Source organism: Sphingomonas sp. AP4-R1 (assembly GCF_013113735.1).
Taxonomy (GTDB): domain Bacteria; phylum Pseudomonadota; class Alphaproteobacteria; order Sphingomonadales; family Sphingomonadaceae; genus Sphingomonas_I.
In genome coordinates this window covers 1,755,276-1,779,688 of sequence record NZ_CP053346.1, presented here as the reverse complement: position 1 = coordinate 1,779,688, position 24,413 = coordinate 1,755,276, and the positions used below count along the sequence as shown (strand labels likewise).

Here is a 24,413-nt window from a genome sequence, read left to right as displayed (position 1 = left end):
AGCAGAAGTCCCTGTCTCCTGCCCATTCCCCGGAGCCAGCGACGCGGACAGGCGTCACCACCCCCAGGGATGCCAAGGGGTTATCATGGGAATGTTATGGTTTTCAATACCGCTGGATGGATTCTTATGGTGAGTAAAACCCATCCACGGGTCGGGACGAAAACAGAATTTTCTTTATATTACAGATGCATAGATCCGGTATAAACTGTGGATAAAGCTGTGTGGACAAATTTGTAGCCGCGCCCACCATGGTTTTTTGTGGGACGGGATGGCGCACGGCCGTCCCGATCAGCGCGCGGCGGGGGTCGTCGGGGCGGCGGGCGCGGCCTGCGGGGCAGGCTTGGCCGGAACGGCGCCGTTCGGGACGGGCTCGGCGGGCATGGGATTGCCGGGCGCGACGCCCAGTTGCGCGAGCGGCTCGTTCGGCGCGGTCGCGTTGGTGGTGGCGACGGCGGCATTGCCCCCCGCCTCCGATGTGTTCGCCATCCGCAGGAATGCCGTCGCCAGCATCACCAGCAGGAAGACGCAGGCGAGCCCGGTCAGGCCGACGCGAACGCGCTGCATGCTTTTGTCCTGAAAGGGCGACGATGGGCCATGGCAGAGAGATAATGCGCCGAACCGCCCTTGTGAACCGTCGAGTCGCACGCGGATTCGGTGCGCGCTTTTTGCCGGGCGGCGGGCGAAAAGGGTCGGACGGCGGGAAAAACGGTCATGGCAACGTCATTTTAACGCACGTCACCACAGAAGCGCAGGGTTGTTCGGAGAAGACCCATCGCGACCTTGGCCAACAGTCTGGTGGATGTCGTGCGGGCGGGTTTCCGCCCGCGCGAGCCGCGTATCCGCGTTCATGTTCCCGCCCGGATGTGCGCGGGCGAGACGTGGCATGACATCACGATCCTGAATATTTCCTCGCGCGGGCTGATGGCGCGCACCAAGGTGGTGCCGCCGTCGCGCTCTTATGTCGAAATCCGGCGCGGCGCGAAGGTCACGATCGTCGGCAAGGTCGTCTGGCACGACGATCGCCATTTCGGCATCCGCACGCAGGATCGCATCGGCATCTCGATGATGAGCGACGATGGCAGCGTCGCGGCCCCGTCGCACGATCCCGTCACCGAGCGCCGCGCGCGGCCGCGCGCCGAGGCGAACGATCCGGCGGAGGCGTTCGAGCGCAATCGGCAGAAGGCCGCGATGTTCCAGTTCGCCGCGCTCTCGGGCGGCGGCGTCGCGGGGGCGATCGTGATCGCCAACGTCGTGATGGACGTCCTCGCCCACCCCCTCGCCGTCGTCGCCAGCAAGCTGGGCTGAGGGCCGGCGCCTTGTCTTCTTAAACCGTCATGCTGAGCTCGTTTCAGCATCCATGACCTGCCGTCCGTATCTGGTTCGACGTTTGGGTAATGGACCCTGAAACAAGTTCAGGGTGACGGCCCACACCGGATCCCCCTACCGCTTCAGCCACTCCGGCCCGGCAAGGTCCTTCATCTCCAGCCAGGCCGGATTGAACAGGGTCGAGAGATACCGCATCCCGCTGTCGCACAGCACGGTCACGATGCGCTTGCCCGGCCCCAGATCCCTGGCCAGCGCCACGGCGCCCGCAATGTTGATGCCGGAGGACAGGCCCACGCACAGCCCCTCCTCGCGCAGCAGCGCATAGAGATAGGACAGCCCCGCCTCGTCGGCGATGCGATATTGCGTGTCGATCGGCGCGCTTTCCAGATTGGCGGTGATCCGGCTCTGGCCGATCCCCTCCGCCACCGAATGGCCCTCGGCGCGCAGCTCGCCATGCGCATAATATTCGTAGAGCGAGGCGCCGTGCGGATCGGTCAGCGCGATCGTCACGTCGGGGTTATATTCCTTCAGCCCCAGACCGACGCCCGCCACCGTGCCGCCGGTGCCGGCCGCGCAGGTGAAGCCGTCGATCCGCCCGTCGGTCTGCGCCCAGATTTCGGGCGCGGTGCCGCGAATGTGCGCCATGCGGTTGGCGGTGTTGTCGAACTGGTTGGACCAGAGCGCATTCGGCGTCTCTTCCGCGATGCGGCGGGACTGGTGCACATAATGGGCCGGGTTCGAGTAACTGGTGGGCGCCACCTCGACCAGTTCGGCGCCCAGCGCGCGCAGCGTGTCCTTCTTCTCCTGGCTCTGCGTCTCGGGAATCACGATGATCGTGCGATAGCCCTTGGCCGCGCCGATCAGCGCCAGGCCGATGCCGGTATTGCCCGCCGTGCCTTCCACGATCGTGCCGCCGGGCCGCAGCAATCCGCGCGATTCGGCGTCTTCGATGATGAATTTCGCCGCGCGATCCTTGATCGAGCCGCCGGGGTTCATGAATTCGCACTTGGCGAGGATTTCGCAGCCGGTTTCCTCGCTTGCGCGCCGGAGCCGGACGAGCGGCGTGTTACCGACGAGCGCGGTAACGTCTTGGGCCATGCTGGTCATCGCCAAGGCAGATAGCAGAGGCGCCGCCTCCGGCAAGAAGCCTCGCCTTCACTGCCGGAAACTCCGCCTATCGTCTCGCTTCGGCCCTGTTTTTCAGCGCGTCCGCAGCAAAAATGTTGCGATTGCGTGATACCCCGCTTGACGATCCGTTCACGGCCCGCAAAAGAACAGGCCATGCAGAAGATCGTCCTCGCCCCCATCGCTCTTGCCCTGCTGCTCTCCGCGTGCGGCAAGCCGGAAACCATCACCGCTGGAAACCTGATGGATCCCGACGCGGAGAAGGTGAAGGCCGCTCCGCCGGTGAAGCTGCCGCCCGCGATGCTCGCGAGCGTCACCTATCGCTGCAAGGACAACAGCGTCGTCTCGATCGACTGGTTCAACGACGGCGTGACCGCCAACATCCGCCCGAAGAAGGTCGGCGAGCCGATCTCGCTCGCCGCTCCGGCCGCCGGCCAGCCCTTCGTCGGCAGCGACTATGAGCTGACGGGCACGCCCGACGCGAAGGAAGTCACCGTCAAGAAGCCCGGCGGCAGCGCCCAGGCCTGCAACGTCTGATCCGTCACCCCCTTCAAGGGCATGAGCGGGCGGGGAGCGATCCCCGCCCGTTTTGCATTGGGGAGGCGTCCGGTGCTGATCGCGTCCTGAAGCAATCTTCAGACCTACCGCCCGCTTATCCTGAAAGCGCGGTCGCATCCTGCAAGTCTCACATTCTCCGCTCGTCCTGAGCGAAGTCGAAGGACGTGCTTCAAGCGGTGTCGTGTGCAGCCGGTGCTTTAACTTCGCTCAGCACGAACGGATTGATGAGGGCGCCGATCTTTCGGTCGACCTCTCGGCAGAAGCGGAACCGGGACGGCGGATCCCCCCCCTCAAAAGTCCCGCCGCAACTCCACGAACACCGTCCGCGCCCGCCCGACGAAGGCGCCGCGCCGCGCATCGAAGGCCGAGGTGGCGTAGGCCTTGTCGAAGATATTCTCGACGCGCACCATCACGTCGGCAAAGCCCAGACTCTTGGTGATGCTCGCGTCGAAGATGGTGAAGCCGTGCATGCGCGTGCCGCTGCGGGCGAGCTGGCTCGACACATATTGTCCGCCCAGCGCGATCGCCGCATCCAGGCGCCGCACCTGATAGCGTGACCACAGCCCCGCCTGATGCTGGGGCGCATTGGGGAATCGCCCGCCCACCGAATTGTCGATCGCGGCGCCCGGCGCGCTGTCGGTGATGCGCGCGTCATTATAGGCGTAATTGGCGGTGACGACCCAGTCGCGCGTGATGTCGGCGGCCAAGGTCGCCTCGACGCCCTTGCTCGTCACTTCGCCCACCGGCGAAAGCTGGTCGACGCCGTTCACGGGCGGCAGATCGGGATCGGCCTGTACGATCCCGCGCCGCACGATCCGATAGACGGCCAGCGTCGGCTGGAGCGCGCCGCCCAGAAACTCGCCCTTCACGCCCGCTTCCACCTGCTGGCTCGCCACCGGCGCGAACGGACCGCCGACGGCGGGGTTCTGGCTGCTGGGCGATTGCGGCTCGAAGCTCTGCGAGTAACTGGCATAGAGCGACACGCGTTTCATCGGCTTGTAGATCGCGCCCGTGCGCCAGCTGGTGCGCCTGCCCGCCTCGCGCGGCTGGCCGGCGGCGGGATCGCTGTCGTCGAACCAGTCCTCGCGCACGCCGCCCACGAAGATGAAGCGCCCGATATCGATCTGATCCTGCGCGTAGACGCCGTAACGGTGCGAGCGCGTATCCGCGCGTTCGGGCGTGCCCGTGCTGAAATCATAATCGGCGCGCGACGTCTGCCCGTAGACCGGATCCTGCAGCGACAGGGAGGATACGCCCGCGCGCACCGCGATGCTGTCCAGCTGCGAGCGCTGCCAATACCAGTCGCCGCCCGCCGTGATCGTGTGGCGCAACGGCCCCGTGTCGAATGTCGCGGTGACGGTCCCCACCACCGTCACGCCCTCGATATCGTAACGCTGGCTGCGATATTCGCGCGGCACCGTATCGAGGATGCCGTCGCCGTCGCTGTCCGTCACCGGGCGCGGCTCGTGATATTCCTGATGCTCGCGATAGCGGAACCAGCGCGACGAGAGATTGAACGACAGCGCATCGCTCGCCTTGTGATCCAGCCGCGCCTGCGCGACCGTGCCGTTCAGCTTGGAAAAGTCGGTCGGCTCCAGGTGATTCCATGTGCGGTCGGCCGCGAAATCGCCGTTCGCATCCAGCGGAATGCCGCGGAACCGCCCCGGCAGATGCTGGCGGAAATGGGTCAGCTGCGTCGTCAGCTTGGTATCCGGCCCCAGCCGCGTCGCCAGGCCGCCATCCGCCACGAAGGACTGGCTGCGGCTATTCGTCTGGATCGTGTGGAGATTCTCGTAGAAGGCGCCCAGCCGCCCCGCGAACACGCCATCCGTGTCGAGCGGACCCGTCACTTCGCCCGAAGCGCCATAGCGGCTGAAATTGCCCCCGATCGCGCGCAGCGAGGCCGCGAAATGGTCGAGCGGCTTCTTCGTCACATAATTGATCATGCCGCCCGGCGCGCTGGCGCCGTACAGCATCCCCACCGGCCCCTTCAGGAACTCGACCCGCTCGATGCTGAACAGGCTCGGCACCGCGAACCCCTGAAACGGATCGCCGCGCAGGCCATCGTAGAAGGAGCCGTCCTGCCGGAAGCCGCGATAGGTGACGGTCGCATATTGGCTCGCGCTCACGCCCGCCACGTTGCGATAGAGATCGGTTATGTCGCGCGCGCCCTGGTCGCGGATCAGATCGGCGGTGAGGATCTGCACCGATTGCGGGATATCGAGCGGATCGGCGGCGCCGCGCCCGATCTCGGTCGTGTCGGTGCGGTAGAGTTTGCCCGCGCGGCCGCTGACGATGATGTCGTCGGTCTGCTCCCCGGCGGCGGCGAGATCGGCGGCCTGGCCGGGAGCGGCCATGCCGAGAGCGGCGACAAGCGAAAGCGAAAGACGGGGCAAAAGCGGATCCTGCGATGCGGGCGCACGTCAGCGCGCCGCGCATGCAGCGATGAGGCAAGCCCGAGGGAGAAAATGGCTCACTCCCCCGGAAATCGGACGTGTCACCGCCCTTGACCGCCGATTAATGCTATTGCGACTGATCCGCAACACGTCGGAAGTAAGAAAGTATTGCTGACGCAATTTCCGGGGCGGCGGTCACCCGTTCAGGCCGAACATGCCTTCCAAATCGGCGGCGAGACTCGGGCCGGTGGGTGCCCAGCCCAGCGCCTCGCGCGTCCAGGCGCTGGAGGCGGGCAGGTCCAGATCGGCGAACATGCCCATCCAGCCGAAATGCGCCATCGCCTCCTCCTTCGGCAGCGACACCACCGGAATGCCCAGCCCCCGCCCCAGGATTTCGGCAATCTCACGCGCCGACACGCCTTCCTCCGCCACGGCATGATAGCGTGCGCCGGGCTGCGCCTTTTCCAGCGCCAGCCGATAGAGGCGCGCCACATCCGCCACGGGCGCGGCCGACCAGCGCGTGCGCCCTTCGCCCACATAAGCCGAGACGCCCTTCTCGCGGGCCAGCATCACCGAATAGGTGATCAACCCCTGCCGTTCCGTGTCATGCACCTGCGGCAGGCGCACGACGGCCACGTTCAGCCCCTGATCCAGCAAAGCGGCGCCCGCCAGTTCGGAGGCGATACGCGGATTGGGATGTTCGGTGTTGAACACGTCCTCCCGCGCCAGTTCGCCCGGCGCTGCGATACCCATGCCGACGCCGGAGGTGATCAGCAGCGGCCGATCGCTCCCCTTCAGCACGTCGCCCAGCGCCGCGATCACGCGCCGGTCCTTCTCGCAATTGGCCAGGAAGTTCGAGAAATCATGATCGAAAGCCGTGTGGATCACGCCGTCCGCCTGCTCGGCCCCGGCGGCCAGCCCCGCCGGCTCCTCCAATGTGCCGATATGCACCTCCGCCCCGGCCGCGCGCAGCCTGTCCGCCCCCTCGTCCGACCGTGCGGCACCGATCACCTGATGGCCCGCTCCGATCAGATCGGTCACCACCCGGCTGCCGATGAACCCGGTCGCGCCCGTCACGAATATACGCATCTTCGTCTCCGTCCTTGTCCGGAGGCGCATGTCGGCCTAGGCTTCATCCCGTTAAAGATGGGACTTTATCCCGGTATAATGATCAACAGGATCGGCTCCTCATGGCGACCGTGAACGCGCTCGGCACCTATCTGAAGGATCGCCGCATCCGGCTCGATCCGGTCGCGCTCGGCCTGCCCGCCACCCGCCGCCGCACGCCGGGCCTGCGCCGCGAGGAGGTCGCCCAGCGCGCCAATATCAGCGCCACCTGGTACACCTGGCTGGAGCAGGGGCGCGGCGGCGCACCCTCCGCCGACGTCCTCAACCGGATCGCGAACGGCCTGATGCTGACCGAGCCGGAGCGCGAGCATCTGTTCATGCTCGGCCTCGGCCGCCCGCCCGAAGTCCATTATCGCGCCACCGATGGGGTCACCCCTCGCCTCCAGCGCGTGCTGGATGCGCTGGAGGCGAGCCCCGCCATCGTGAAGACCGCCACATGGGACGTGATCGCCTGGAATCGCGCGGCCGCCGCGATCCTCACCGATTACCAATTGCTGGAGCCTGCCCAGCGCAACATCCTGCGCCTGATGTTCGGCAACAGCCGCGTGCGCGCCTCTCAGGACGATTGGCTGAGCGTGGCCCGCTATGTGGTCGCCGCCTTCCGCGCCGATGCGGTCCGCGCGGGCGCCACGGCCGAGATTGAGCAACTGGTGGAGGAGATGTGCCGCACCAGCACCGATTTCGCGAGGCTCTGGCGCGACAATGAGGTGAACGCGCAGGGCGACGGGCTCAAGCGGCTCCATCATCCGGTGCTGGGCCCGATCCAGTTCGAATATTCGCATTTCTCGGTCGATGGCCGGCCCGATCTCGGCATGCTCGTCTACAATGCCGTGTCGCCCGAAGATGAGGCCCGCGTGCGCGCGCATGTCGCCGCCTATCACGCACCACGCTGACAAGCGCCGCAGGCTCCGCTATCGGCCCCTTCCATGACCAGCGCCGCCTCCGCCATCACGCCCCAGATCGTCGCCGAACACGGCTTTTCCCCCGAGGAATATGAGCGCGTCCTGCACGCCCTCGGCCGCGAGCCGAATCTGGTGGAGCTGGGCATCTTCTCGGTCATGTGGTCCGAGCATTGCAGCTACAAATCCAGCCGCATCCACCTGAAGAAGCTCCCGACGACGGGCCCGCAGGTGATCTGCGGCCCCGGCGAGAATGCGGGCGTCGTCGATATCGGCGACGGGCAGGCCGCCATCTTCAAGATGGAGAGCCACAACCACCCGTCCTACATCGAGCCCTATCAGGGTGCGGCGACGGGCGTGGGCGGCATCCTGCGCGACGTGTTCACGATGGGCGCGCGCCCGATCGCGAATCTCAATGCGCTGCGCTTCGGCCGCCCCGATCACCCCAAGATGAAGCACCTCATCTCGGGCGTGGTCCACGGCATCGGCGGCTACGGCAATTGCGTCGGCGTGCCGACCGTGGGCGGCGAGGTGAATTTCCACCCGGCCTATGACGGCAACATCCTCGTCAACGCGATGACGGTGGGCATCGCCGACACGGACAAGATCTTCTATTCGGCCGCCTCGGGCGTCGGCAATCCGATCGTCTATGTCGGCTCCAAGACCGGCCGCGACGGCATCCACGGCGCGACGATGGCCTCGGCCGATTTCGGCGAGGATTCGGAGGAGAAGCGCCCGACCGTGCAGGTGGGCGATCCCTTCACCGAGAAATTGCTGATCGAAGCCTGCCTGGAGCTGATGGCGTCCGACGCGATCGTCGCCATTCAGGACATGGGCGCCGCCGGCCTCACCTCCTCCTCGGTCGAGATGGCGTCGAAGGGCGGCGTCGGCATCCGCCTGATCATGGACGACGTACCCCAGCGCGAAACCGGCATGAATCCCTATGAGATGATGCTGTCGGAAAGCCAGGAGCGCATGCTCATGGTGCTGAAGCCCGGCCGCGAGGATTTCGCCAAGGCGATCTTCGAGAAGTGGGAGCTGGACTTCGCCGTCATCGGCACCGTCACCGACACCGGCCGCATGGAGCTCGTCTGGAAGGGCGAGACGGTGTGCGACATCCCGCTCGGGCCGCTCGCCGACGAAGCCCCGCTCTACGATCGCCCGCATGTGCCGACGCCAGCACCCGCGCCGCTCGCCAACATCCCCGAATGCGTCGATGTCGCGGCCGATCTGGTGAAGCTGATGGGCTCGCCCGACATCGCCTCGCGCCGCTGGATCTGGGAGCAATATGACACGCAGGTCGGCGCCGACACCGTCCAGCGTCCCGGCGGCGATGCCGCGGTCGTCCGCGTCCACGGCACGGCCAAGGCGCTCGCGATGACCACCGACTGCACCCCGCGTTACTGCTTCGCCGATCCCGTCATGGGCGGGCGTCAGGCCGTGGCCGAGGCGTGGCGCAACCTGACCGCCGTGGGCGCGACCCCGCTCGCCGTCACCAACTGCCTGAACTTCGCCAACCCGCAGCGCCCCGAGATCATGGGCCAGATCGTGGGCGCGCTGGAGGGCATGAGCGACGCCTGCATCGCGCTCGACTTCCCGATCGTCTCGGGCAACGTCAGCCTCTACAATGAGAGCAAGGCGACGGGCGGCGGCTCCGCCATCCTGCCCACCCCCGCCATCGGCGCGATCGGCCTGCTCAAGGACTGGACGCGCACCGTGGGCGTCGGCTTCCGCAATCCCGGCGACGTGATCCTGCTGGTCGGCGCGCGCAAGGGCGAGCTGGGCCAGTCCTTGTGGCTGCGCGAATTGCACGGCCGCGAGGAAGGCGCGCCCCCGTCGGTCGATCTCGCCACCGAGCGCAAGACGGGCGACTATGTCCGCAACGGCATCGAGCAGGGCTGGATCTCGGCCTGTCACGACGTGTCGGACGGCGGCCTCGCCGTCACGCTCGCGGAGATGGCGCTGGCCGGCAATATCGGCGCGCTGATCGACGGCGCCGAGCCGTTCGGCCTCGCCGCCTCGTGGTTCGCCGAGGATCAGGGCCTCTATGTGGTCACGGTCGACGATCATGCCTTGCTGGGCTTCCTCGCCGGCGCCAAGGCCGCCGGCATCGAAGCCGAGCCGATCGGCCGGACGACCGCCGGCCGCCGCCTGATCTTCGAAGGCAGCGCGGGCGATCACTGCGCCTCGCTCGACACGCTCCGCACCGCGCACGAAGGCTTCTTCCCGAAGCTGATGGGCGCGGATTCGGCGCTGGGGTGACATTCGCTTTCCTGCACCACCCCGCTCATCCTGAGGAGCCGCTGAGCGAAGCCGAAGCGGCGTCTCGAAGGACATGCTCCTAACCGTGCTTCGAGACGAGCCTTCGCCAGGCTCAGTCTCTCCTCAGCATGAGCGGTAAGGGGTCAGAAGAAAGCAATAAGGACATGCGCCTCCTCCCCTTCCTCGCACTCACCCTCTCCGGGCTCTGCTGGGGCCTCGGCTTTCCGCTCGGCAAGCTCGCGCTGCGCGACATCGGCCCCGCGCACATGATCCTGCTGCGTTTCGCCGTCGCCAGCCTCGTCGCGTTGCCCTTCGCGTTCCGCGCCGAGGCGCGCGCCCTGTTCCGCTCGCCGCCCGTGCTGCTCGCGGGCTTCCTCTACGGCGTTGCCTTCCTGATCCAGTTCGAGGGGCTGACGCAGGTGACCGTATCGCTCGCCGCTTTGCTGGTGGGCGCGATGCCCGCTCTGGTCGCGATCGCGGCGTGGGCGATGCGCGAGCGGGTCAGCCGCACCTCCTGGGCGGGCGTCGTCGCCGCCACGCTCGGCGCCGCGCTGATCGCGGGCAAGCCCGAGGGCGCGGGCACGCCCTATGGCATCGCCATGTCGCTCGCCTCGCTCCTGCTGTTCCTCGCCTGGCTGATCGTGTTGCGGCGCGCGCCCGAGACGAAGAGCCCGATGTCCGTGCCCGCCGTCACCGTGCTGGTCGCGGTCGCCACGATCCTGCCGATCGCGCTGCTGCTCTACGGCGCCCCGCCGCTGGCGCTTCCCGCCGCCGCGTGGGCCGGGATCATCGGCCAGGGCGTGCTGGCCACCTTCGTCGCCACCGCCGCCTGGGCCTATGGCTCCGCGCGCGTCGGCAGCGCGGCGGCGGGCGTGTTCATCAATATCGAGCCCCTGATCGGCGCGGTCATCGGCATCACCCTGTTCGGCGATCCGGCGGGCGTGGGCCTGATCGGCGGCGGCCTGCTGATCATCGTCGGCAGCATCGTCGTCGTGCTGGGCGAACGCGGCGCGCCGGCAGCGGCCGAACTACAGGCCGCCGCCCACGGCCTGCCGAACGAGTAAGACCGAGCCGCACGCACTCCAAAACCCGTTCGTGCTGAGCCTGTCGAAGCACCGTTCTTCTTCTCGCAACGCTGAAGGAAGAATGGCACCCTTCGCCTGCCTGCCAAGGCAGGCGCTCAGGACAGGCTTCGACAAGCTCAGTGCAAACGGGGGAATGGGACGGACGTTAAACCCGCGCATGAAACGGCGAGAAATCCGTGTCCGTATCGTACACGTCGATCCCCTCGCGCCGCTTCAGGAAGCCCACCACCGCATAGGTCACAGGCGTCAGCAGCACCTCCCACGAAACCTTCAGCACGAACTGGCTGAGCATCACCATGCCCAGCGCCGCCACCGGCCAGTCGGGCAGGCCATAGAAAGCGAGCGGATAGAAGATCAGGCTGTCCGCCCCCTCGCCCACGATCGTCGAGCCGATCGTGCGCATCCACAGCCAGCGCCCATTGGTGGCGACCTTCATCTTGGCCAGCACGAAGCTGTTGAGGATATCCCCCACCCAGAAGGCGCAGAGCGACGCGCCGATGATCCGCCAGCCCGCGCCGAACACGCGCTCATAGGCCGCCTGCCCGTTCCAGCCCTCCGCCACGGGCAGGTGGACCACCGTCCACTCCATTACCGCCATGAACAGCAGCGCCACGAACGCCGCCCACACCGCGCGCCGCGCGCGGGCATAGCCATAGACCTCGGTCAGCACGTCATCGATCACGTAGGAGACGGGGAAGAACAGGATGCCCGCACCGAACGGCCAGTCGCCGATCCACGGCAAATGGATCACCGCGCGCTTTTCCGCCCCGACGATGTTCGACAGGAGCAGGATGACGACGAACGCGCACATCACGAGATCGAAATAGCGCAGCGGCCGCCCCGTCAGCGTCCCCGCGTCCACCGCCTTGATCGTCTTCACCGCTCCGACTGCGTCCACCGTGCTGCCCATTCCCACCCGATCCGTCATCAAACCAGACTATCGCGGTTCCCGCCCCGCGCAATCCGCGCTATCGGCGTCGGCGGGCGCCCGTAGCTCAGCTGGATAGAGCAAGGAGCTTCTACCTCCTTGGTCGGGGGTTCGAGTCCCTCCGGGCGCGCCATTTCCCTTCGCCTTTTCCGCCACCGCTCGAAGCCCGCGCGCCGGTCGCCCGCTCGCGCCCGCCGGCCCTTCCCCCGGCCGCGCATTGCCCCTGACTATACGCAAATACTATGCGGATCGCCGGGCCTCGTTCTCGATACGCTACGCCCGCTCCTCCTAATGCACGGCCCGCGGCGTGACGGTTTCCGTCCGCCGACGAACGGGAGTTTTCTTGTGCAGGATCTGCTCTGGATCGCGATCATGATCGGGCTGGTGGCGGCAACGCTCGCTTATGTCCGGCTATGCGACAATGCGTGAGGCGGCGGCGATGACGCTGGACCTCTGGCTCGCGGGAATCACCGCGATCGGCCTCCTCCTTTATCTCGTGGCGGCCCTTGCCCGCCCCGAGAAATTCTGAGGAGGCGGACATGACGCTTCAGGGCTGGATCCTGATCCTCGTCTTTCTGGGACTTTTGCTGGCGCTGACGAAGCCGGTCGGCACCTGGCTGTTCGCGCTGTACGAGGGGCGCCGCACGCCGCTGCACGCCGTGCTCGGCCCCGTGGAGACGGGCTTCTACAGGCTCGCCGGCATCGATCCCACGGCCGAGCAGAGCTGGCGGCGCTACGCGGTGCACATGCTGATGTTCAACGCGGCGCTGATGCTGTTCACCTATGCGGTGCTGCGGCTGCAGGCGGTGCTGCCGTGGAACGGGCAAGGCCTCGCCGCGCCGTCCGAGCATCTCGCGGCCAACACCGCGATCAGCTTCACCACCAATACCAACTGGCAGAGCTATTCGGGCGAAAGCACGATGTCGAACCTCAGCCAGATGCTGGGGCTGACGATCCACAATTTCCTGTCGGCGGCGACGGGCATCGCGCTGGCCTTCGCGCTGTTTCGCGGCTTCGCGCGGCGGCAGACGCACACGATCGGCAATTTCTGGGCGGATGCCACGCGCGTCACGCTGTATCTGCTGCTGCCGCTGTGCATCGTCTACACGATCTTCCTGATCGCGAGCGGCGTGCCGCAGACCCTCGCCGCGACGGTCGACGTCCACACGATCGAAGGCGCCAGACAGACGCTCGCCATCGGCCCGGTCGCCTCTCAGGAAGCGATCAAGATGCTCGGCACCAACGGCGGCGGCTTCTTCAACGCCAATTCGGCGCACCCCTTCGAAAATCCGAGCGCTTTGACGAACCTCGTCCAGATGCTGTCGATCTTCCTGATCGGCTTCGGCCTGACGTGGACGTTCGGCAAGGCGGTCGGCAACACCCGCCAGGGTTGGGCGATCCTGGCAGCCATGTCTTTCCTGTTCCTCTGCGGCGTGGCGGTCAGTTACTGGCAGGAGGCGGCGGGCAACCCGGTCCTCCACGGCCTCGGGGTTTCCGGGGCCAATATGGAAGGCAAGGACGTGCGCTTCGGCGCGGCCGCCTCCGCCCTTTTCGCGGTCGTCACCACGGCGGCATCCTGCGGCGCGGTCAACGCGATGCATGACAGCTTCACGGCGCTGGGCGGGCTGGTGCCCCTGTTCAACATCCAGCTGGGCGAGGTCGTCGTCGGCGGCGTCGGTGCCGGCATCTACGGCTTCCTGCTCTTCGCCATCCTCGCCGTGTTCGTCGCGGGGCTGATGGTCGGCCGCACGCCCGAATATGTCGGCAAGAAGATCGAGGCCCGCGAGGTGAAGCTCGCGGTGCTGGCGATCGCGGTGCTGCCGCTCGTCATCCTCGGCTTCACCGCACTGTCCTGCGTGCTGCAGCAGGGGCTGGCCGGGCCGCTCAACAAGGGGCCGCACGGCTTTGCCGAGATCCTGTACGCCTTCACCAGCGCGGTTGGGAACAACGGTTCGGCCTTTGCCGGCCTCACCGCCAACACGCCTTATTACAACGGGATGCTGGGCATCGCGATGTGGGTCGGCCGCTTCTTCGTCATCGTGCCGATGCTGGCCATCGCCGGCAGCCTGGCGGCGAAGAAGGCCACGCCCGAGAGCGCGGGCTCCTTCCCCACGACCGGGCCGCTCTGGGTGGGCTTGCTCGTCGGCATCATTCTGATCCTGGGCGGCCTGACGTTCCTGCCGAGCCTCGCGCTCGGCCCCATCGCCGATCATCTCGCGATGGTGCGGGGGAGCTTGTTCTGATGGGCGGCTCACGAAATCCTCCCCCGCCAAGGGGAGGTGGCAGACGCAGCCTGACGAAGGGGGCGGACGGGAATGTCCTCGATAGCGCTCCGCCGTCCGCCCCCTCCGACGCCTACGGCGCCACCTCCCCCTGGCGGGGGAGGATCGCGATCCACCATCCACTCCTTGAGGTTCTCTCATGAGCCGCACAGCGACCAAATCCCTGTTCACCGCCGACCTGATCCTTCCCGCGATCGGCGGCGCGTTCGGCAAGCTCGATCCGCGCCAGCTCGTCCGCAATCCGGTGATGTTCGTCACCGCCTGCGTAGCGACGTTGCTGACCATCCTGATCTTCATCGGCCATGACAGCCTCTCGACGCCGTTCAAGGCGCAGCTCACCGTCTGGCTGTGGTTGACGGTGCTGTTCGGCACCTTCGCCGAGGCGCTGGCCGAAGGCCGGGGCAAGGCGCAGGCCGCCAGCCTGCGCGACGCCAAGGCCGAGCTGAAGGCCAAAAGGCTGCTGGGCGTGGGCGATACCTATAGCATCGTCCCCGCGACCCAGTTGCAGGTGGGCGAGATCGTGCTGGTCGAGACCGGCGATCTCATCCCGTCCGACGGCGAGGTGATCGAGGGCGTGGCCTCCGTCAACGAGGCGGCGATCACCGGCGAGAGCGCGCCCGTGATCCGCGAGGCGGGCGGCGATCGTTCGGCGGTGACGGCGGGCACGCGCGTCATCTCCGATCGCATCAAGGTCCGCGTCACGGTCGAGCCGGGCAAGGGTTTCCTCGATCGCATGATCGCGCTCGTCGAAGGCGCCGAACGGCAGAAGACGCCGAACGAGATCGCGCTGACCATCCTGCTCGTCGGCCTGACGATCATCTTCCTCATCGCGGTCGGCACGATCCCCGGCTTCGCCTCCTATGCCGGCGGCGCGGTGCCCGTCGTGATCCTGGCGGCGCTGCTGATCACGCTCATTCCGACGACGATCGCGGCCTTGCTGTCCGCGATCGGGATCGCCGGCATGGACCGGCTGGTGCGCTTCAACGTGCTGGCAAAATCCGGCCGCGCGGTGGAAGCGGCGGGCGATGTCGACGTGCTGCTGCTCGACAAGACCGGCACGATCACGATCGGCGATAGGCAGGCCAGCGAATTCCGCCCGGTCGGCGGGGCGAGCGCGCGGACTCTGGCGGACGCGGCCTCGCTCGCCAGCCTGGCCGACGAGACGCCGGAAGGACGATCGATCGTGGCGCTCGCGCGCGAGACGTTCGGGGTGACGACGGCCGCGCTGCCGGACGATGCCGAGGTGATCCCGTTCACCGCCCAGACGCGCATCTCCGGCATCCGCACCGGCGGCGCGCTAATCCAGAAGGGGGCGGTGGATTCGATCCTGCGCGCCCATCCCGGTCTCGGCGCCACCGCCGCCGCGACCGAACTCCGCCGGATCACCGACGAGATCGCGCGTGCCGGCGGCACGCCGCTGGCGGTGGCGCGGGACGGGCATCTGCTCGGCGCGATCTTCCTCAAGGATGTGGTCAAGGCCGGCATCCGCGAACGCTTCGGCGAGCTGCGCGCGATGGGCATCCGCACCGTGATGATCACCGGCGACAATCCGCTGACCGCCGCCGCCATCGCCGCCGAGGCGGGCGTCGACGATTTCCTCGCCCAGGCCACGCCCGAGGACAAATTGGAGCTGATCCGCAAGGAGCAGACCGGCGGCCGCCTGGTGGCGATGTGCGGGGACGGCACCAACGATGCCCCGGCGCTGGCCCAGGCCGATGTCGGCGTGGCGATGAACACGGGCACGCAGGCGGCGCGCGAAGCCGGCAACATGGTCGATCTCGACAGCGATCCGACCAAGCTGATCGAGATCGTCGGCCTCGGCAAGCAATTGCTGATGACGCGCGGCGCGCTGACCACCTTCTCCGTCGCCAACGATGTCGCCAAATATTTCGCGATCATCCCGGCGATGTTCGTGGTGCTCTATCCGGGGCTCGGCGTCCTGAACGTCATGGGGCTGAAGACACCGGAGAGCGCCATCCTCTCGGCGATCATCTTCAACGCGCTCATCATACCCCTGCTCGTGCCGCTGGCGCTGAAGGGCGTCGCCTACAGGCCGATGGGGGCCGGAGCGCTGCTGACGCGCAACCTCGCCGTCTATGGGCTGGGCGGTCTCGTCGCCCCGTTCATCGGCATCAAGATCATCGACCTGGCCGTCAGCGGCCTCGGTCTCGCCTGAGGACCATCATCATGGGCAACGACTTCACCACCGCGCTGCGGCCCGCCATCGTGCTGACGATCCTGTTCGCGCTGCTGCTCGGATTGGCCTATCCTCTGGCCATGACGGGCATCGGCCAGGCGATCTTTCCCTCCCAGGCGAATGGCAGCCTCGTGCGCGACGCGCGTGGCGACGTGATCGGATCCACCGTGATCGGTCAGGGCTTCACCAGCGATCGTTACTTCCAGACCCGCCCTTCCGCCGCCGGCAAGGGCTATGACGGCCTCGCATCGTCGGGATCGAACTATGGCCCGACGGCGCAGGCGCTGGTCGATCGGGTCAAGGCCGATGTCGCGAGACGGAAGGCGGAGGGCGTGACGGCCATCCCCGCGGATCTCGTGACGGCCAGCGCTTCGGGCCTCGATCCCGATCTGTCGCCGGACGCCGCCTACGCGCAGGTCGCGCGCGTGGCCAAAGCGCGCGGGCTCGCCGGGGCGCGGGTGAAAGCGCTGGTGGATGCGCACATCGCGCACCCGCTGGCCGGTTTCCTCGGCGAGGAGCGCGTCAACGTGCTGGCGCTCAACCTCGCTCTGGATCGAACGGCGGCGCATTGAGCGAGCCTGCCCGACCGTCCCCGGAATCCTTCCTGCGCGAGGCGGCGCAGGAAGGACGGGGGCGCCTGAAGATCTTCCTCGGCGCGGCGCCCGGCGTCGGCAAGACCTATGAAATGCTGTCCGAAGGCGCCGCACGGGCCCGCGCGGGCATCGATGTCGTCGTCGGCGTCGTCGAGACGCACGGCCGGATCGAGACGGAGGCGCTGACCCGGGGGCTCGAAATCCTGCCGCGCCGCGCGCTCGATTATGAGGGCCGCACGCTCACCGAGATGGATCTCGACGCGCTGCTCGAACGCAGGCCCGCGCTCGCGCTGGTCGACGAACTCGCCCATACCAACGCCCACGGCAGCCGGCATTCCAAACGCTATCAGGATGTCGAGGAGCTGCTCGCGGCGGGCATCGACGTCTTCTCGACCGTCAACATCCAGCATGTCGAAAGCCTCAACGACGTCGTCGCCTCGTTCACGCGGGTCCGGGTGCGCGAGACGGTGCCGGATTCGATCCTGGAGGCGGCCGAGATCGAGGTCGTCGACATTCCGCCCGACGAGCTGATCGAGCGGCTCCGGGAGGGCAAGGTCTACCTGCCCGAGGAAGCGACGCGCGCGCTCGCCCATTTCTTCTCGAAATCCAATCTTTCGGCCCTGCGCGAGCTGGCGCTGCGCCGGGCAGCGCAGGCGGTGGACAGCCGGATGCTGGAGCATCTGCGGGCCAGCGCGCAGACCGGCACCTGGGGCGCAAGCGAGCGGATCGTCGTCGCCGTGAGCGAAGTCTCCGGCGCGGAAGGGCTGGTCCGGATCGCCAAGCGCATGGCGGATGCCCTCCACGCGCCCTGGACGGCGCTTCATATCGAGACCGCGCGCACCCGCCAGCTCGGCGCGGCCGAGCATCAGCGGATCGCCGACGTGCTGGCGCTCGCCACCCGGCTGGGCGCGCAGGTGGCGACGGTGCCCGCGGTCAACGTGATCGAGGGGCTGAAGAGCTTCGTCGCTGAGGCGCGCGCGACCCAGCTCATCGTCGGCAAGTCGGTGCGGTCCCGCTGGTTCGAGCTGCGGCACGGCTCGGTCGTGGATCGTCTGGTGCGCGAGACGCCGGGCGTCGCCGTCCATGTGCTGCCGTCCGGCAGCGAGACCGCCCCGCGCGCCCGATCCACGACTGCGCCGCGATCGGGCGATTGGGGCAGGCCGTCTTTCTATCTCTGGGCGACGCTGATGGTGGCGGCGGTCACCGCGCTCGGCGCCACGGTCCTCAGCTTCCTCAACGTCGGCAACATCGCCTTGCTCTATCTGCTGCCGGTGATGGTGGCGGCCAGCCTGTGCGGCCTGCGCCCCGGCCTCTATGCGGGGCTGGCGTCCAGCCTCGCCTACAATTTCTTCTTCCTCCCGCCGGTCGGCACGTTTTCGGTGAGCAATCCCGAAAATGTCGTCTCCATCTTCGTGCTGATCGGCGTGGCCTTCGTCACCAGCCAGCTGACGTCGCGCGTCCGCGTCCAGGCCGATCTGGCCGCCTCCAGCGCGCGCACCAATGCGGCGCTGGCGGGCTATCTGCGCCAGCTGACCGCGCTCAGCGATGCGCAGGCCGTCGCCAGAGCGGCCTGCGCGGAGATCGGGCGGCTGCTGGGGCTGCGCGTGCTGATCCTGGAGCGGGAGCCGACCGGCCTCGTGGTGCAGGCGACCAGCGGGGGCGAGGTTCGGCTGGAGACGATGGAGCTGGCCGCCGCGCAATGGGTCTATGACACGGGCCAGCCCGCCGGGCGCGGCACGGGCACGCTGACGGCGTCCGACTGGCAATTCCAGCCGCTGCGATCGGGCGAGCCCGTGCTGGCGATCATGGGTCTCGCGCGGGACGATGGCGGCGATCCCATCCGATCGGATCAGCTCGCCTTGCTCGGCAGTCTGATCGATCAGACCGCGCTGGCGCTGGAACGCCTGCGGCTGGAAGGCGAGATGCGCGATGTCGAGGCGGTGCGCGAGCGGGATCGCCTGCGCGCGGCGCTGCTCTCGTCGGTCAGCCACGATCTGCGCACGCCGCTGACGTCGGTGCTGGCCGCCGCCGCCGAGCTTCGCCGCAAGACCCACGATCCTCTGCTCGACACGATCGAGAGCGAGGCGCTGCGCCTCAACCGCTTCGTCGCCAACCTGCTGGACATGACGCGCGTGGAGGCCGGTGCGCTCCGCCTCAATACCGAGCCGGTGGATCTGGCGGATGCGGTGGCGGGCGCGGTGCATGACGCGCGGCGCGCCCTGGAGGGTCACGCCATTCAGCTGGAGGCGTCCCCCGATCTGCCGCTGGTATCCGTCGATCCGCAGCTTTTCCACCACTGCCTGCTCAATCTGCTCGACAATGCGGGCCGCTATGGCGCCCCCGGCACGCCGGTCGTCATCCGCGCCGAACGCTCCTATGATGCGCTCACTTTGTCGGTGGTCGACGAAGGTCCGGGCCTCCCGCCCGGTCGCGAGGAAGAGGTGTTCGAAACCTTTCGGCGGCTCGAAGGATCGGATCGGACGGCGGGCGGCACCGGCCTCGGGCTCGCCATCGTCAAGGGATTTGCGGAGGCGATGGGCCTGCGCGTCAGCGCGGCCAATCGCCCCGACGGACAGGGTGCGGTGTTCAGCCTTCGCTTTCCCGATCGGCTCCTGATCCTCGATCAGGGCGAGGCCCAGGGATGAGCGGCGCGCGCATCCTGATCGTCGATGACGATCTCCACATCCGGCGCCTGCTGCACAGCGCGCTGACCCGCGCCGGCTATGACGCGATCGAGGCCACCAGCGCCGCGGAGGCACTCGCTGCGGCGCGCACCGCCCGGCCGGACGCGATCCTGCTCGATCTCGGCCTCCCCGATCGCGACGGGCTGGAGATCGTCCAGTTGCTCCGCCAGAGCGGTTCGGCGCCGATCATCGTCGTCTCCGCGCGCGAGGCGACCGAGCAGAAGGTGGCCGCGCTCGATCTCGGCGCGCAGGATTATGTGACCAAGCCGTTCGACAGCGAGGAGGTGCTGGCCCGTCTGCGCGCCACGCTGCGGGACGGGCTGCAGGCCCAGGGATCGCGGCCGCTGGTGGAAGCGGGCGGGATCCGGATCGATCTGGTCGACCGGGTCGTCGTGCGGGACGGCGCCGAGGTCCACCTCACCCGCAAGGAATTCGCCGTGCTGGAGCAACTGGCCCGCGCGCCGGGTCGCATCGTCACGCACCGGCAGATGCTGGAGGCCGGCTGGCCCGATGCCTATGACCGGCGCATCGAATATCTGCGGATCGTCGTGCGCAATCTGCGCCAGAAGCTGGAAGTCGATCCGATGCGGCCGGCCCTGATCACCAACGAACTGGGCGTCGGATATCGGCTGGCCGCAGGCTGACCCTCCTGTCCGTCGCCGCCGGAAACATTCGCTGCTATGATCGTTTCGCTTGTCAGCGCACCTCCCTGGGGATTTCAACGTGACCGATCTGCTTCTCGGCCAGAAGGTGATGCCGATCGGCGTGGCCGATCTTCCGCTCGATGCCGGGCTCGACGATATCGATCTGCTCCACAGCATCAGCGTCGAGCTGATCGGCGAGCAGGATCGCGTCGAACTCTATGGCAAGATCGTCGCGGCGGCGGTGGCGATCATGCGGTCCCAATATGGCACGATGCAGCTGCTCTGCCCGCACGGCGATCCCTCGGGCCATGGCGGCGAGCTGCAGCTTCTCGCGCATCGCGGCCTGCCGCCCGAGGCGATTGGCTTCTGGCAGTGGGTGCGCCCCACCGCCTATAGCAGCTGCACGCTGGCGCTGAAGTGCGGCCAGCGCGCGCTCGTCCCCGATTTCGAGACGTGGACCGACATCGCCGGCACCGAGGATCTGCTCGCCTTCCGCCGCGCGAACATCCGCTCCGCGCAGACGACGCCGTTGCTGTCGCGCACCGGCAAGCTGCTCGGCATGATCTCCACCCACTGGAGCGCGCCGCACACGCCCACCCAGCGCGATCTTCGCCTGATGGACATCCTCGCGCGGCAGGCCGCGGACCTGCTGGATCGCACCGCCTCCGAGGAGGCGCTGCGCGTACTGAACGAATCGCTGGAAGTCCGGATCGAGGAGCGCTCGCGCGAGCTGATCGCGACCGAGGGCCAGGTGCGCCAGATGCAGAAGATGGAGGCGATCGGCCAGCTCACCGGCGGGGTCGCGCATGATTCCAACAATCTGCTGACGATCATCCGCTCCTCGGCCGATCTGCTGCGCCGCCGCGAGCTGACGCCCGAGAAGCGCGTCAAATATGTCGATGCGATCGCGGACACGGCCGATCGTGCCGCCAAGCTGACCGGCCAGCTGCTCGCCTTCGCCCGCCGCCAGGCGCTGCGCCCCGAAATATTCGACGTGGCGGCGAAGGTCGGCTCCGTGGCCGATATGCTGCGCACCGTGGTCGGTTCGAGGGTGGAACTCGTCATCGATCCGATCTGCGCGCCCTGTTTCGTCGAGGTGGATGCCAGCCAGTTCGAGACGGCGCTCGTCAACATGACGGTGAATGCGCGCGATGCGATGAACGGCGACGGGCGCATCACGATCGCGATCGAGGCCGAGGATGGCGTTCCGGCCCGCAGGGGCCATTCGGCCGCCGAAGGCGATTTCGTGAAGATCTCCGTGATCGACATCGGCTCGGGTATGCGGCCGGACCAGCTCGAACATATCTTCGAGCCGTTCTACACGACCAAGGAGGTCGGCAAGGGCACGGGTCTCGGCCTCAGCCAGGTCTATGGGTTCACGAAACAGTCGGGCGGCGAGATCGACGTCGCGAGCGAGGTGGGCGTCGGCACCACCTTCAGCCTGTATCTGCGCCGCGTCCCGGCGCCGGAGGGTGTCGAGGCGGCGCGCCCGCCCGAAGCGGTGTCGGCCCTCGAAGCCAGCATCCTGATCGTCGAGGACAATGAGCAGGTGGGCGAGTTCGCGTCGCAACTGCTCGACGATCTCGGCTACACGACGCGGTTCGCCGGCAATGCGCGCGAGGCGATCGCGATCCTCGAACAGGATCATGCCGACATCGACATCGTCTTCTCCGATGTGGTGATGCCCGGCATGGATGGCGTGCAGCTCGGCCGGGAGATCAAGGCGCGCTGGCCGCACCTGCCTGTCGTCCTGACCAGCGGCTACAGCCATGTCCTCGCCGACAACGGGTCGCAGGGGTTCGATCTTCTGAACAAGCCCTATTCGGTGGACGAGCTGTCGCGCGTGCTGCGCGACGCCTATCGCCCCCGCCGCTGACGGCGGGGGCGTTCACGGCGTTCGCCCCCTCGGGCACGCCTCATCCCGTGAAATTGGTCGATCGGGACAGCGTATCCCACGCCGCCATCTCCGCCCGCATCGCTTCCAGCTTCTGATCCACCAGCCCCAGCGCATCCTCGCCCAGGAACAGGCGTGTCGGCGGCGTCTCCGCCTCCACCAGCGCGAGCAGCGCCTGCGCCGCCTTGTCCGGATCGCCGAGCTGGTGGCCGCTCCGCGCCTCCCGGCCCGCGCGGATCGGATCCATCACCGCATCATAATCGGCGATGCTGCGCGGGGTCCGGTCCATCGATCGGCCCGCCCAGTCGGTGCGGAACTGGCCCGGCGCCAGCGTGGTCACGTGGATGCCGAAGCCCGCCACCTCCTTGCCCAGCGCCTCCGATATGCCCTCCAGCGCGAACTTGCTGCCGCAATAGAAGGAGATTCCCGGCAGCGTGATGAAACCGCCCATCGACGTGACGTTGACGATATGGCCCCGCCGCCGCGCGCGCATGCCGGGCAGTACCGCCTTCATCATCGCGACCGGGCCGAACACATTGGCCGCGAACTGCCGCTCAAGATCCTCGATCGAGGATTCCTCCAGCACGCCCTCATGGCCATAGCCGGCATTGTTCACGAGCACGTCGATCGGCCCCGCCGCCGCTTCGGCCCGCACGACCGCATCGGGAATGGCGGCATAATCGGTCACATCCAGCAGCAGGGGATGCGCGCGCTCCGGAGCCAGCGCGGCGAAGGCCTCGCCGTCCTCGGGCTTGCGCACGCTGCCGATCACGCGATGCCCGGCCGCCAGCGCGCCGCGCGCGAAGGCGCGGCCCAGCCCCGAACTGACGCCCGTGATCAGAAATGTCCTGGTCTCGCCGCTCATATCATGCTCCATGCTCGTCCGATGTATTATATCATGATATAGTCCGCTGATGCCTACCCGCAAGCCCGCCCTTCCCGCTCCCGCGCTATCGACACGCGAGCGCGTTCTCGGCGCCGCCGAACGGCTGCTCGCCACCGGACGCCCCGAATTCTCGATGCGCGATCTCGCGACCGAGGCGGGGGTGAGTTTCGCCACGCCGTTCAACCAGTTCGGCAGCAAGGTCGCGATCATGCACGCGCTCTCGGCCGAGCGGATCGAGGCGATGCACGCGCGCCTTGCCGCCTCCGCACCGCCGGAGCCGGGGCCCGCCCGCGTGCTGGCGGCGATGGAGATCGCGGCGTCGGTGATGCTGGAGCGCCCGGAAGTGAACCGCGTCGTGATGGGCGCGCTGGGGGCACCCGCCGCCGCGCCGGGCCATGTCTTCGCCCGCTCCCGCGCGCTGTGGGCAGAGGCGATGGGCGATGCCGCCACCTTCGCCGATCCGGCCGGGGCGAACGCGCTCCTGCCCGATCAGCTCGCCTTCGCGTTTCGCGGCGTGCTGTCCTTCTGGACGGCGGGAGAGATTGCCGATGCCGATCTGGTCGCCAGCGCCCGTCGCGCCGCCGCGATGGCGATGCTGGGTTTCGCGCCGCCGGAGATGCGGCGTGTCCTGCTCGCCACATGTTCGCGCTGAAACATGGTTAAGCTTTTCGTTGGATTTCTGACATCGCGGTGCAAGGCGCGCGCCGGATAAGACATCGTCGAAGAGAGGAGTCCGGCGATGGACGAGTGGCAGACCCAGGCGAGCAAGCTCCGCACCGATGCGGCCCGTTGCGAACGGCTGTGCGCGGGCGTCTACAATCCGGTCCTGTCGGCACAGTTGCTCACCTATGCGAGCGAATATCGCCATCGCGCGGCGCAGCTGGAGCGCGGCCCGCGTCCCTGAAGCATCAGCCGCCCCGGAAATCGGGGAAAAACAAATGCCTGAGGGCCATGCTGGGCGAACGGCCCCTTCGGTGATAGGGTCTGTGGATAACGACTCGGCCAACACGAGCGGATGGAGGATGTCATGACGGAGGCCATGACCGACGCGGCATATTATATGCGCCGCGCGAGAGAAGAATCGCGGCGTGCGCTGCGGGCCGATCTGCCCGAGATCGCCAGCGCGCATCACGCGCTCTCGATCGAATATTCGCGCCGCGCGCGCTCGGCCTTCCCGCAGCTGGATCCGCTCGAACGGGGCACCATCACCCTGAGCTGATCGGGTGCGGGGCGGAAGCCTCATCCTGTCCCTTCGTCATCCCGGACTTGATCCGGGATCCCGCTTCTTCCTTTTTGGTGGCCCGGAGAGAATAGCGGGACCCCGGATCAAGTCCGGGGTGACGTAAAAGGTTCGGCTTTCGCCAGCTCACGGCGCCGCCTTGCCGACCATCTCCGACGCGCCCGGCGCCTGCAGCACGACATCGTCAGTCAGGTCGGCGAGGAACGTCGCGAGATCGTTGCTGTAGATAGGCGCCGTGCGCGGCCCGCTCGGTCGCGGACGCATCTTGCGCGGACGCCGCCGTCGG

At 67.7% G+C, this 24,413-nt stretch carries 22 protein-coding genes and 1 tRNA gene; 16 read left to right on the top strand and 7 right to left on the bottom strand.

Annotation, left to right across the window (positions count from 1 at the left end; translation table 11 throughout):
- Positions 1–288: 288 nt before the first annotated feature.
- Positions 289–564: a hypothetical protein gene (locus HL653_RS08475; RefSeq protein WP_171742664.1), complete on the bottom strand. Its 276-nt coding sequence runs from the start codon at positions 562–564 to the stop codon at positions 289–291.
- A 216-nt stretch (positions 565–780) separates the two neighbouring features.
- Between HL653_RS08475 and HL653_RS08470 the strand changes: the two genes are divergently transcribed.
- Positions 781–1,305 carry a PilZ domain-containing protein gene (locus HL653_RS08470; protein ID WP_171744133.1) on the top strand — a complete coding sequence of 175 codons (525 nt, stop codon included), beginning with the start codon at positions 781–783 and terminating at the stop codon, positions 1,303–1,305.
- 135 nt (positions 1,306–1,440) lie between these two features.
- Here the strand turns inward: HL653_RS08470 and HL653_RS08465 are convergent, their stop codons facing one another.
- Positions 1,441–2,424 (bottom strand): cysteine synthase A, encoded by a 984-nt coding sequence (locus HL653_RS08465; protein ID WP_367613597.1) that lies wholly within the window; start codon positions 2,422–2,424, stop codon positions 1,441–1,443.
- Between the two features lie 183 nt (positions 2,425–2,607).
- Here HL653_RS08465 and HL653_RS08460 point away from each other — a divergent pair, with 183 nt between their 5' ends.
- Positions 2,608–2,988, top strand: coding sequence for a hypothetical protein (locus HL653_RS08460; RefSeq protein ID WP_171744131.1), 381 nt, complete (start codon positions 2,608–2,610; stop codon positions 2,986–2,988).
- Positions 2,989–3,299: 311 nt separating this feature from the next.
- On the opposite strand, the gene HL653_RS08455 is transcribed toward HL653_RS08460, so the two are convergent.
- Both HL653_RS08455 and HL653_RS08450 read right to left on the bottom strand, forming a co-directional pair.
- Entirely contained in the window at positions 3,300–5,405 is a 2,106-nt protein-coding gene (locus HL653_RS08455; RefSeq protein WP_171744130.1) for a TonB-dependent siderophore receptor, read from the bottom strand.
- A 195-nt stretch (positions 5,406–5,600) separates the two neighbouring features.
- Entirely contained in the window at positions 5,601–6,494 is an 894-nt protein-coding gene (locus HL653_RS08450) for an SDR family oxidoreductase (RefSeq protein ID WP_171744129.1), read from the bottom strand.
- A gap of 101 nt (positions 6,495–6,595) precedes the next feature.
- Here HL653_RS08450 and HL653_RS08445 point away from each other — a divergent pair, with 101 nt between their 5' ends.
- From HL653_RS08445 to HL653_RS08435, 3 genes are all read left to right on the top strand, one after another.
- Positions 6,596–7,426, top strand: a complete 831-nt coding sequence (locus tag HL653_RS08445) for a helix-turn-helix transcriptional regulator (RefSeq protein ID WP_171744128.1) — start codon at positions 6,596–6,598, stop codon at positions 7,424–7,426.
- 33 nt (positions 7,427–7,459) lie between these two features.
- Positions 7,460–9,694: a phosphoribosylformylglycinamidine synthase subunit PurL gene (purL, locus tag HL653_RS08440; RefSeq protein WP_171744127.1), complete on the top strand. Its 2,235-nt coding sequence runs from the start codon at positions 7,460–7,462 to the stop codon at positions 9,692–9,694.
- A 164-nt stretch (positions 9,695–9,858) separates the two neighbouring features.
- A complete protein-coding gene (locus tag HL653_RS08435; RefSeq protein ID WP_171744126.1) occupies positions 9,859–10,758 on the top strand; it encodes a DMT family transporter in 900 nt (299 codons plus the stop codon).
- A 166-nt stretch (positions 10,759–10,924) separates the two neighbouring features.
- Here HL653_RS08435 and HL653_RS08430 read toward each other — a convergent pair whose 3' ends face one another.
- Positions 10,925–11,659: a queuosine precursor transporter gene (locus tag HL653_RS08430; protein ID WP_253718016.1), complete on the bottom strand. Its 735-nt coding sequence runs from the start codon at positions 11,657–11,659 to the stop codon at positions 10,925–10,927.
- A 104-nt stretch (positions 11,660–11,763) separates the two neighbouring features.
- Here HL653_RS08430 and HL653_RS08425 point away from each other — a divergent pair.
- The 8 genes from HL653_RS08425 to HL653_RS08390 all read left to right on the top strand — a co-directional run bounded on the left by HL653_RS08425 (position 11,764) and on the right by HL653_RS08390 (position 21,983).
- Positions 11,764–11,840 (top strand) — tRNA-Arg (locus HL653_RS08425).
- Between the two features lie 270 nt (positions 11,841–12,110).
- Positions 12,111–12,236, top strand: a complete 126-nt coding sequence (kdpF, locus tag HL653_RS08420) for a K(+)-transporting ATPase subunit F (RefSeq protein WP_216599964.1) — start codon at positions 12,111–12,113, stop codon at positions 12,234–12,236.
- Between the two features lie 10 nt (positions 12,237–12,246).
- Positions 12,247–13,950 carry a potassium-transporting ATPase subunit KdpA gene (gene kdpA, locus HL653_RS08415; RefSeq protein WP_171744125.1) on the top strand — a complete coding sequence of 568 codons (1,704 nt, stop codon included), beginning with the start codon at positions 12,247–12,249 and terminating at the stop codon, positions 13,948–13,950.
- A 178-nt stretch (positions 13,951–14,128) separates the two neighbouring features.
- Entirely contained in the window at positions 14,129–16,165 is a 2,037-nt protein-coding gene (gene kdpB, locus HL653_RS08410; RefSeq protein ID WP_171744124.1) for a potassium-transporting ATPase subunit KdpB, read from the top strand.
- An 11-nt stretch (positions 16,166–16,176) separates the two neighbouring features.
- Complete coding sequence (kdpC, locus tag HL653_RS08405; protein WP_171744123.1) at positions 16,177–16,758, top strand: potassium-transporting ATPase subunit KdpC; 582 nt, start codon at positions 16,177–16,179, stop codon at positions 16,756–16,758.
- A complete protein-coding gene (locus HL653_RS08400; protein WP_171744122.1) occupies positions 16,755–19,424 on the top strand; it encodes a sensor histidine kinase KdpD in 2,670 nt (889 codons plus the stop codon). Before kdpC ends, HL653_RS08400 begins: the two co-directional genes overlap by 4 nt.
- Positions 19,421–20,107, top strand: a complete 687-nt coding sequence (locus HL653_RS08395; protein ID WP_171744121.1) for a response regulator — start codon at positions 19,421–19,423, stop codon at positions 20,105–20,107. Before HL653_RS08400 ends, HL653_RS08395 begins: the two co-directional genes overlap by 4 nt.
- 79 nt (positions 20,108–20,186) lie before the next feature.
- Complete coding sequence (locus tag HL653_RS08390; protein ID WP_253717728.1) at positions 20,187–21,983, top strand: ATP-binding protein; 1,797 nt, start codon at positions 20,187–20,189, stop codon at positions 21,981–21,983.
- A gap of 40 nt (positions 21,984–22,023) precedes the next feature.
- Here HL653_RS08390 and HL653_RS08385 read toward each other — a convergent pair whose 3' ends face one another.
- Positions 22,024–22,866 (bottom strand): oxidoreductase, encoded by an 843-nt coding sequence (locus tag HL653_RS08385; RefSeq protein WP_171744120.1) that lies wholly within the window; start codon positions 22,864–22,866, stop codon positions 22,024–22,026.
- A gap of 49 nt (positions 22,867–22,915) precedes the next feature.
- On the opposite strand from HL653_RS08385, the gene HL653_RS08380 reads away from it, so the two are divergent.
- The 3 genes from HL653_RS08380 (at position 22,916) to HL653_RS08370 (ending at position 24,106) form a co-directional block, all read left to right on the top strand.
- Positions 22,916–23,539: a TetR/AcrR family transcriptional regulator gene (locus HL653_RS08380; RefSeq protein WP_171744119.1), complete on the top strand. Its 624-nt coding sequence runs from the start codon at positions 22,916–22,918 to the stop codon at positions 23,537–23,539.
- 87 nt (positions 23,540–23,626) lie between these two features.
- The gene (locus tag HL653_RS08375) at positions 23,627–23,791 is read left to right on the top strand and encodes a hypothetical protein (RefSeq protein WP_171744118.1); all 165 of its coding nucleotides are present in this window, start codon (positions 23,627–23,629) and stop codon (positions 23,789–23,791) included.
- A gap of 123 nt (positions 23,792–23,914) precedes the next feature.
- Positions 23,915–24,106, top strand: coding sequence for a hypothetical protein (locus HL653_RS08370; RefSeq protein ID WP_171744117.1), 192 nt, complete (start codon positions 23,915–23,917; stop codon positions 24,104–24,106).
- 147 nt (positions 24,107–24,253) lie between these two features.
- Here HL653_RS08370 and HL653_RS08365 read toward each other — a convergent pair whose 3' ends face one another.
- Positions 24,254–24,391, bottom strand: coding sequence for a hypothetical protein (locus tag HL653_RS08365; RefSeq protein ID WP_171744116.1), 138 nt, complete (start codon positions 24,389–24,391; stop codon positions 24,254–24,256).
- Between the last annotated feature and the right edge of the window lie 22 nt (positions 24,392–24,413).

Excerpts from the sequence above, each read along its gene's own strand:
- HL653_RS08380 (WP_171744119.1), top strand. The coding sequence starts at position 22,916 with ATGCCTACCCGCAAGCCCGCCCTTCCCGCTCCCGCGCTATCGACACGC.
- kdpF (WP_216599964.1), top strand. The coding sequence starts at position 12,111 with ATGTCCGGCTATGCGACAATGCGTGAGGCGGCGGCGATGACGCTGGAC.
- kdpC (WP_171744123.1), top strand. The coding sequence starts at position 16,177 with ATGGGCAACGACTTCACCACCGCGCTGCGGCCCGCCATCGTGCTGACG.
- HL653_RS08450 (WP_171744129.1), bottom strand. The coding sequence starts at position 6,494 with ATGCGTATATTCGTGACGGGCGCGACCGGGTTCATCGGCAGCCGGGTG.
- HL653_RS08375 (WP_171744118.1), top strand. The coding sequence starts at position 23,627 with ATGGACGAGTGGCAGACCCAGGCGAGCAAGCTCCGCACCGATGCGGCC.
- HL653_RS08365 (WP_171744116.1), bottom strand. The coding sequence starts at position 24,391 with ATGCGTCCGCGACCGAGCGGGCCGCGCACGGCGCCTATCTACAGCAAC.
- kdpA (WP_171744125.1), top strand. The coding sequence starts at position 12,247 with ATGACGCTTCAGGGCTGGATCCTGATCCTCGTCTTTCTGGGACTTTTG.
- HL653_RS08395 (WP_171744121.1), top strand. The coding sequence starts at position 19,421 with ATGAGCGGCGCGCGCATCCTGATCGTCGATGACGATCTCCACATCCGG.
- HL653_RS08465 (WP_367613597.1), bottom strand. The coding sequence starts at position 2,424 with ATGGCCCAAGACGTTACCGCGCTCGTCGGTAACACGCCGCTCGTCCGG.
- HL653_RS08475 (WP_171742664.1), bottom strand. The coding sequence starts at position 564 with ATGCAGCGCGTTCGCGTCGGCCTGACCGGGCTCGCCTGCGTCTTCCTG.
- HL653_RS08370 (WP_171744117.1), top strand. The coding sequence starts at position 23,915 with ATGACGGAGGCCATGACCGACGCGGCATATTATATGCGCCGCGCGAGA.
- HL653_RS08435 (WP_171744126.1), top strand. The coding sequence starts at position 9,859 with ATGCGCCTCCTCCCCTTCCTCGCACTCACCCTCTCCGGGCTCTGCTGG.
- kdpB (WP_171744124.1), top strand. The coding sequence starts at position 14,129 with ATGAGCCGCACAGCGACCAAATCCCTGTTCACCGCCGACCTGATCCTT.
- HL653_RS08385 (WP_171744120.1), bottom strand. The coding sequence starts at position 22,866 with ATGAGCGGCGAGACCAGGACATTTCTGATCACGGGCGTCAGTTCGGGG.
- purL (WP_171744127.1), top strand. The coding sequence starts at position 7,460 with ATGACCAGCGCCGCCTCCGCCATCACGCCCCAGATCGTCGCCGAACAC.
- HL653_RS08460 (WP_171744131.1), top strand. The coding sequence starts at position 2,608 with ATGCAGAAGATCGTCCTCGCCCCCATCGCTCTTGCCCTGCTGCTCTCC.
- HL653_RS08445 (WP_171744128.1), top strand. The coding sequence starts at position 6,596 with ATGGCGACCGTGAACGCGCTCGGCACCTATCTGAAGGATCGCCGCATC.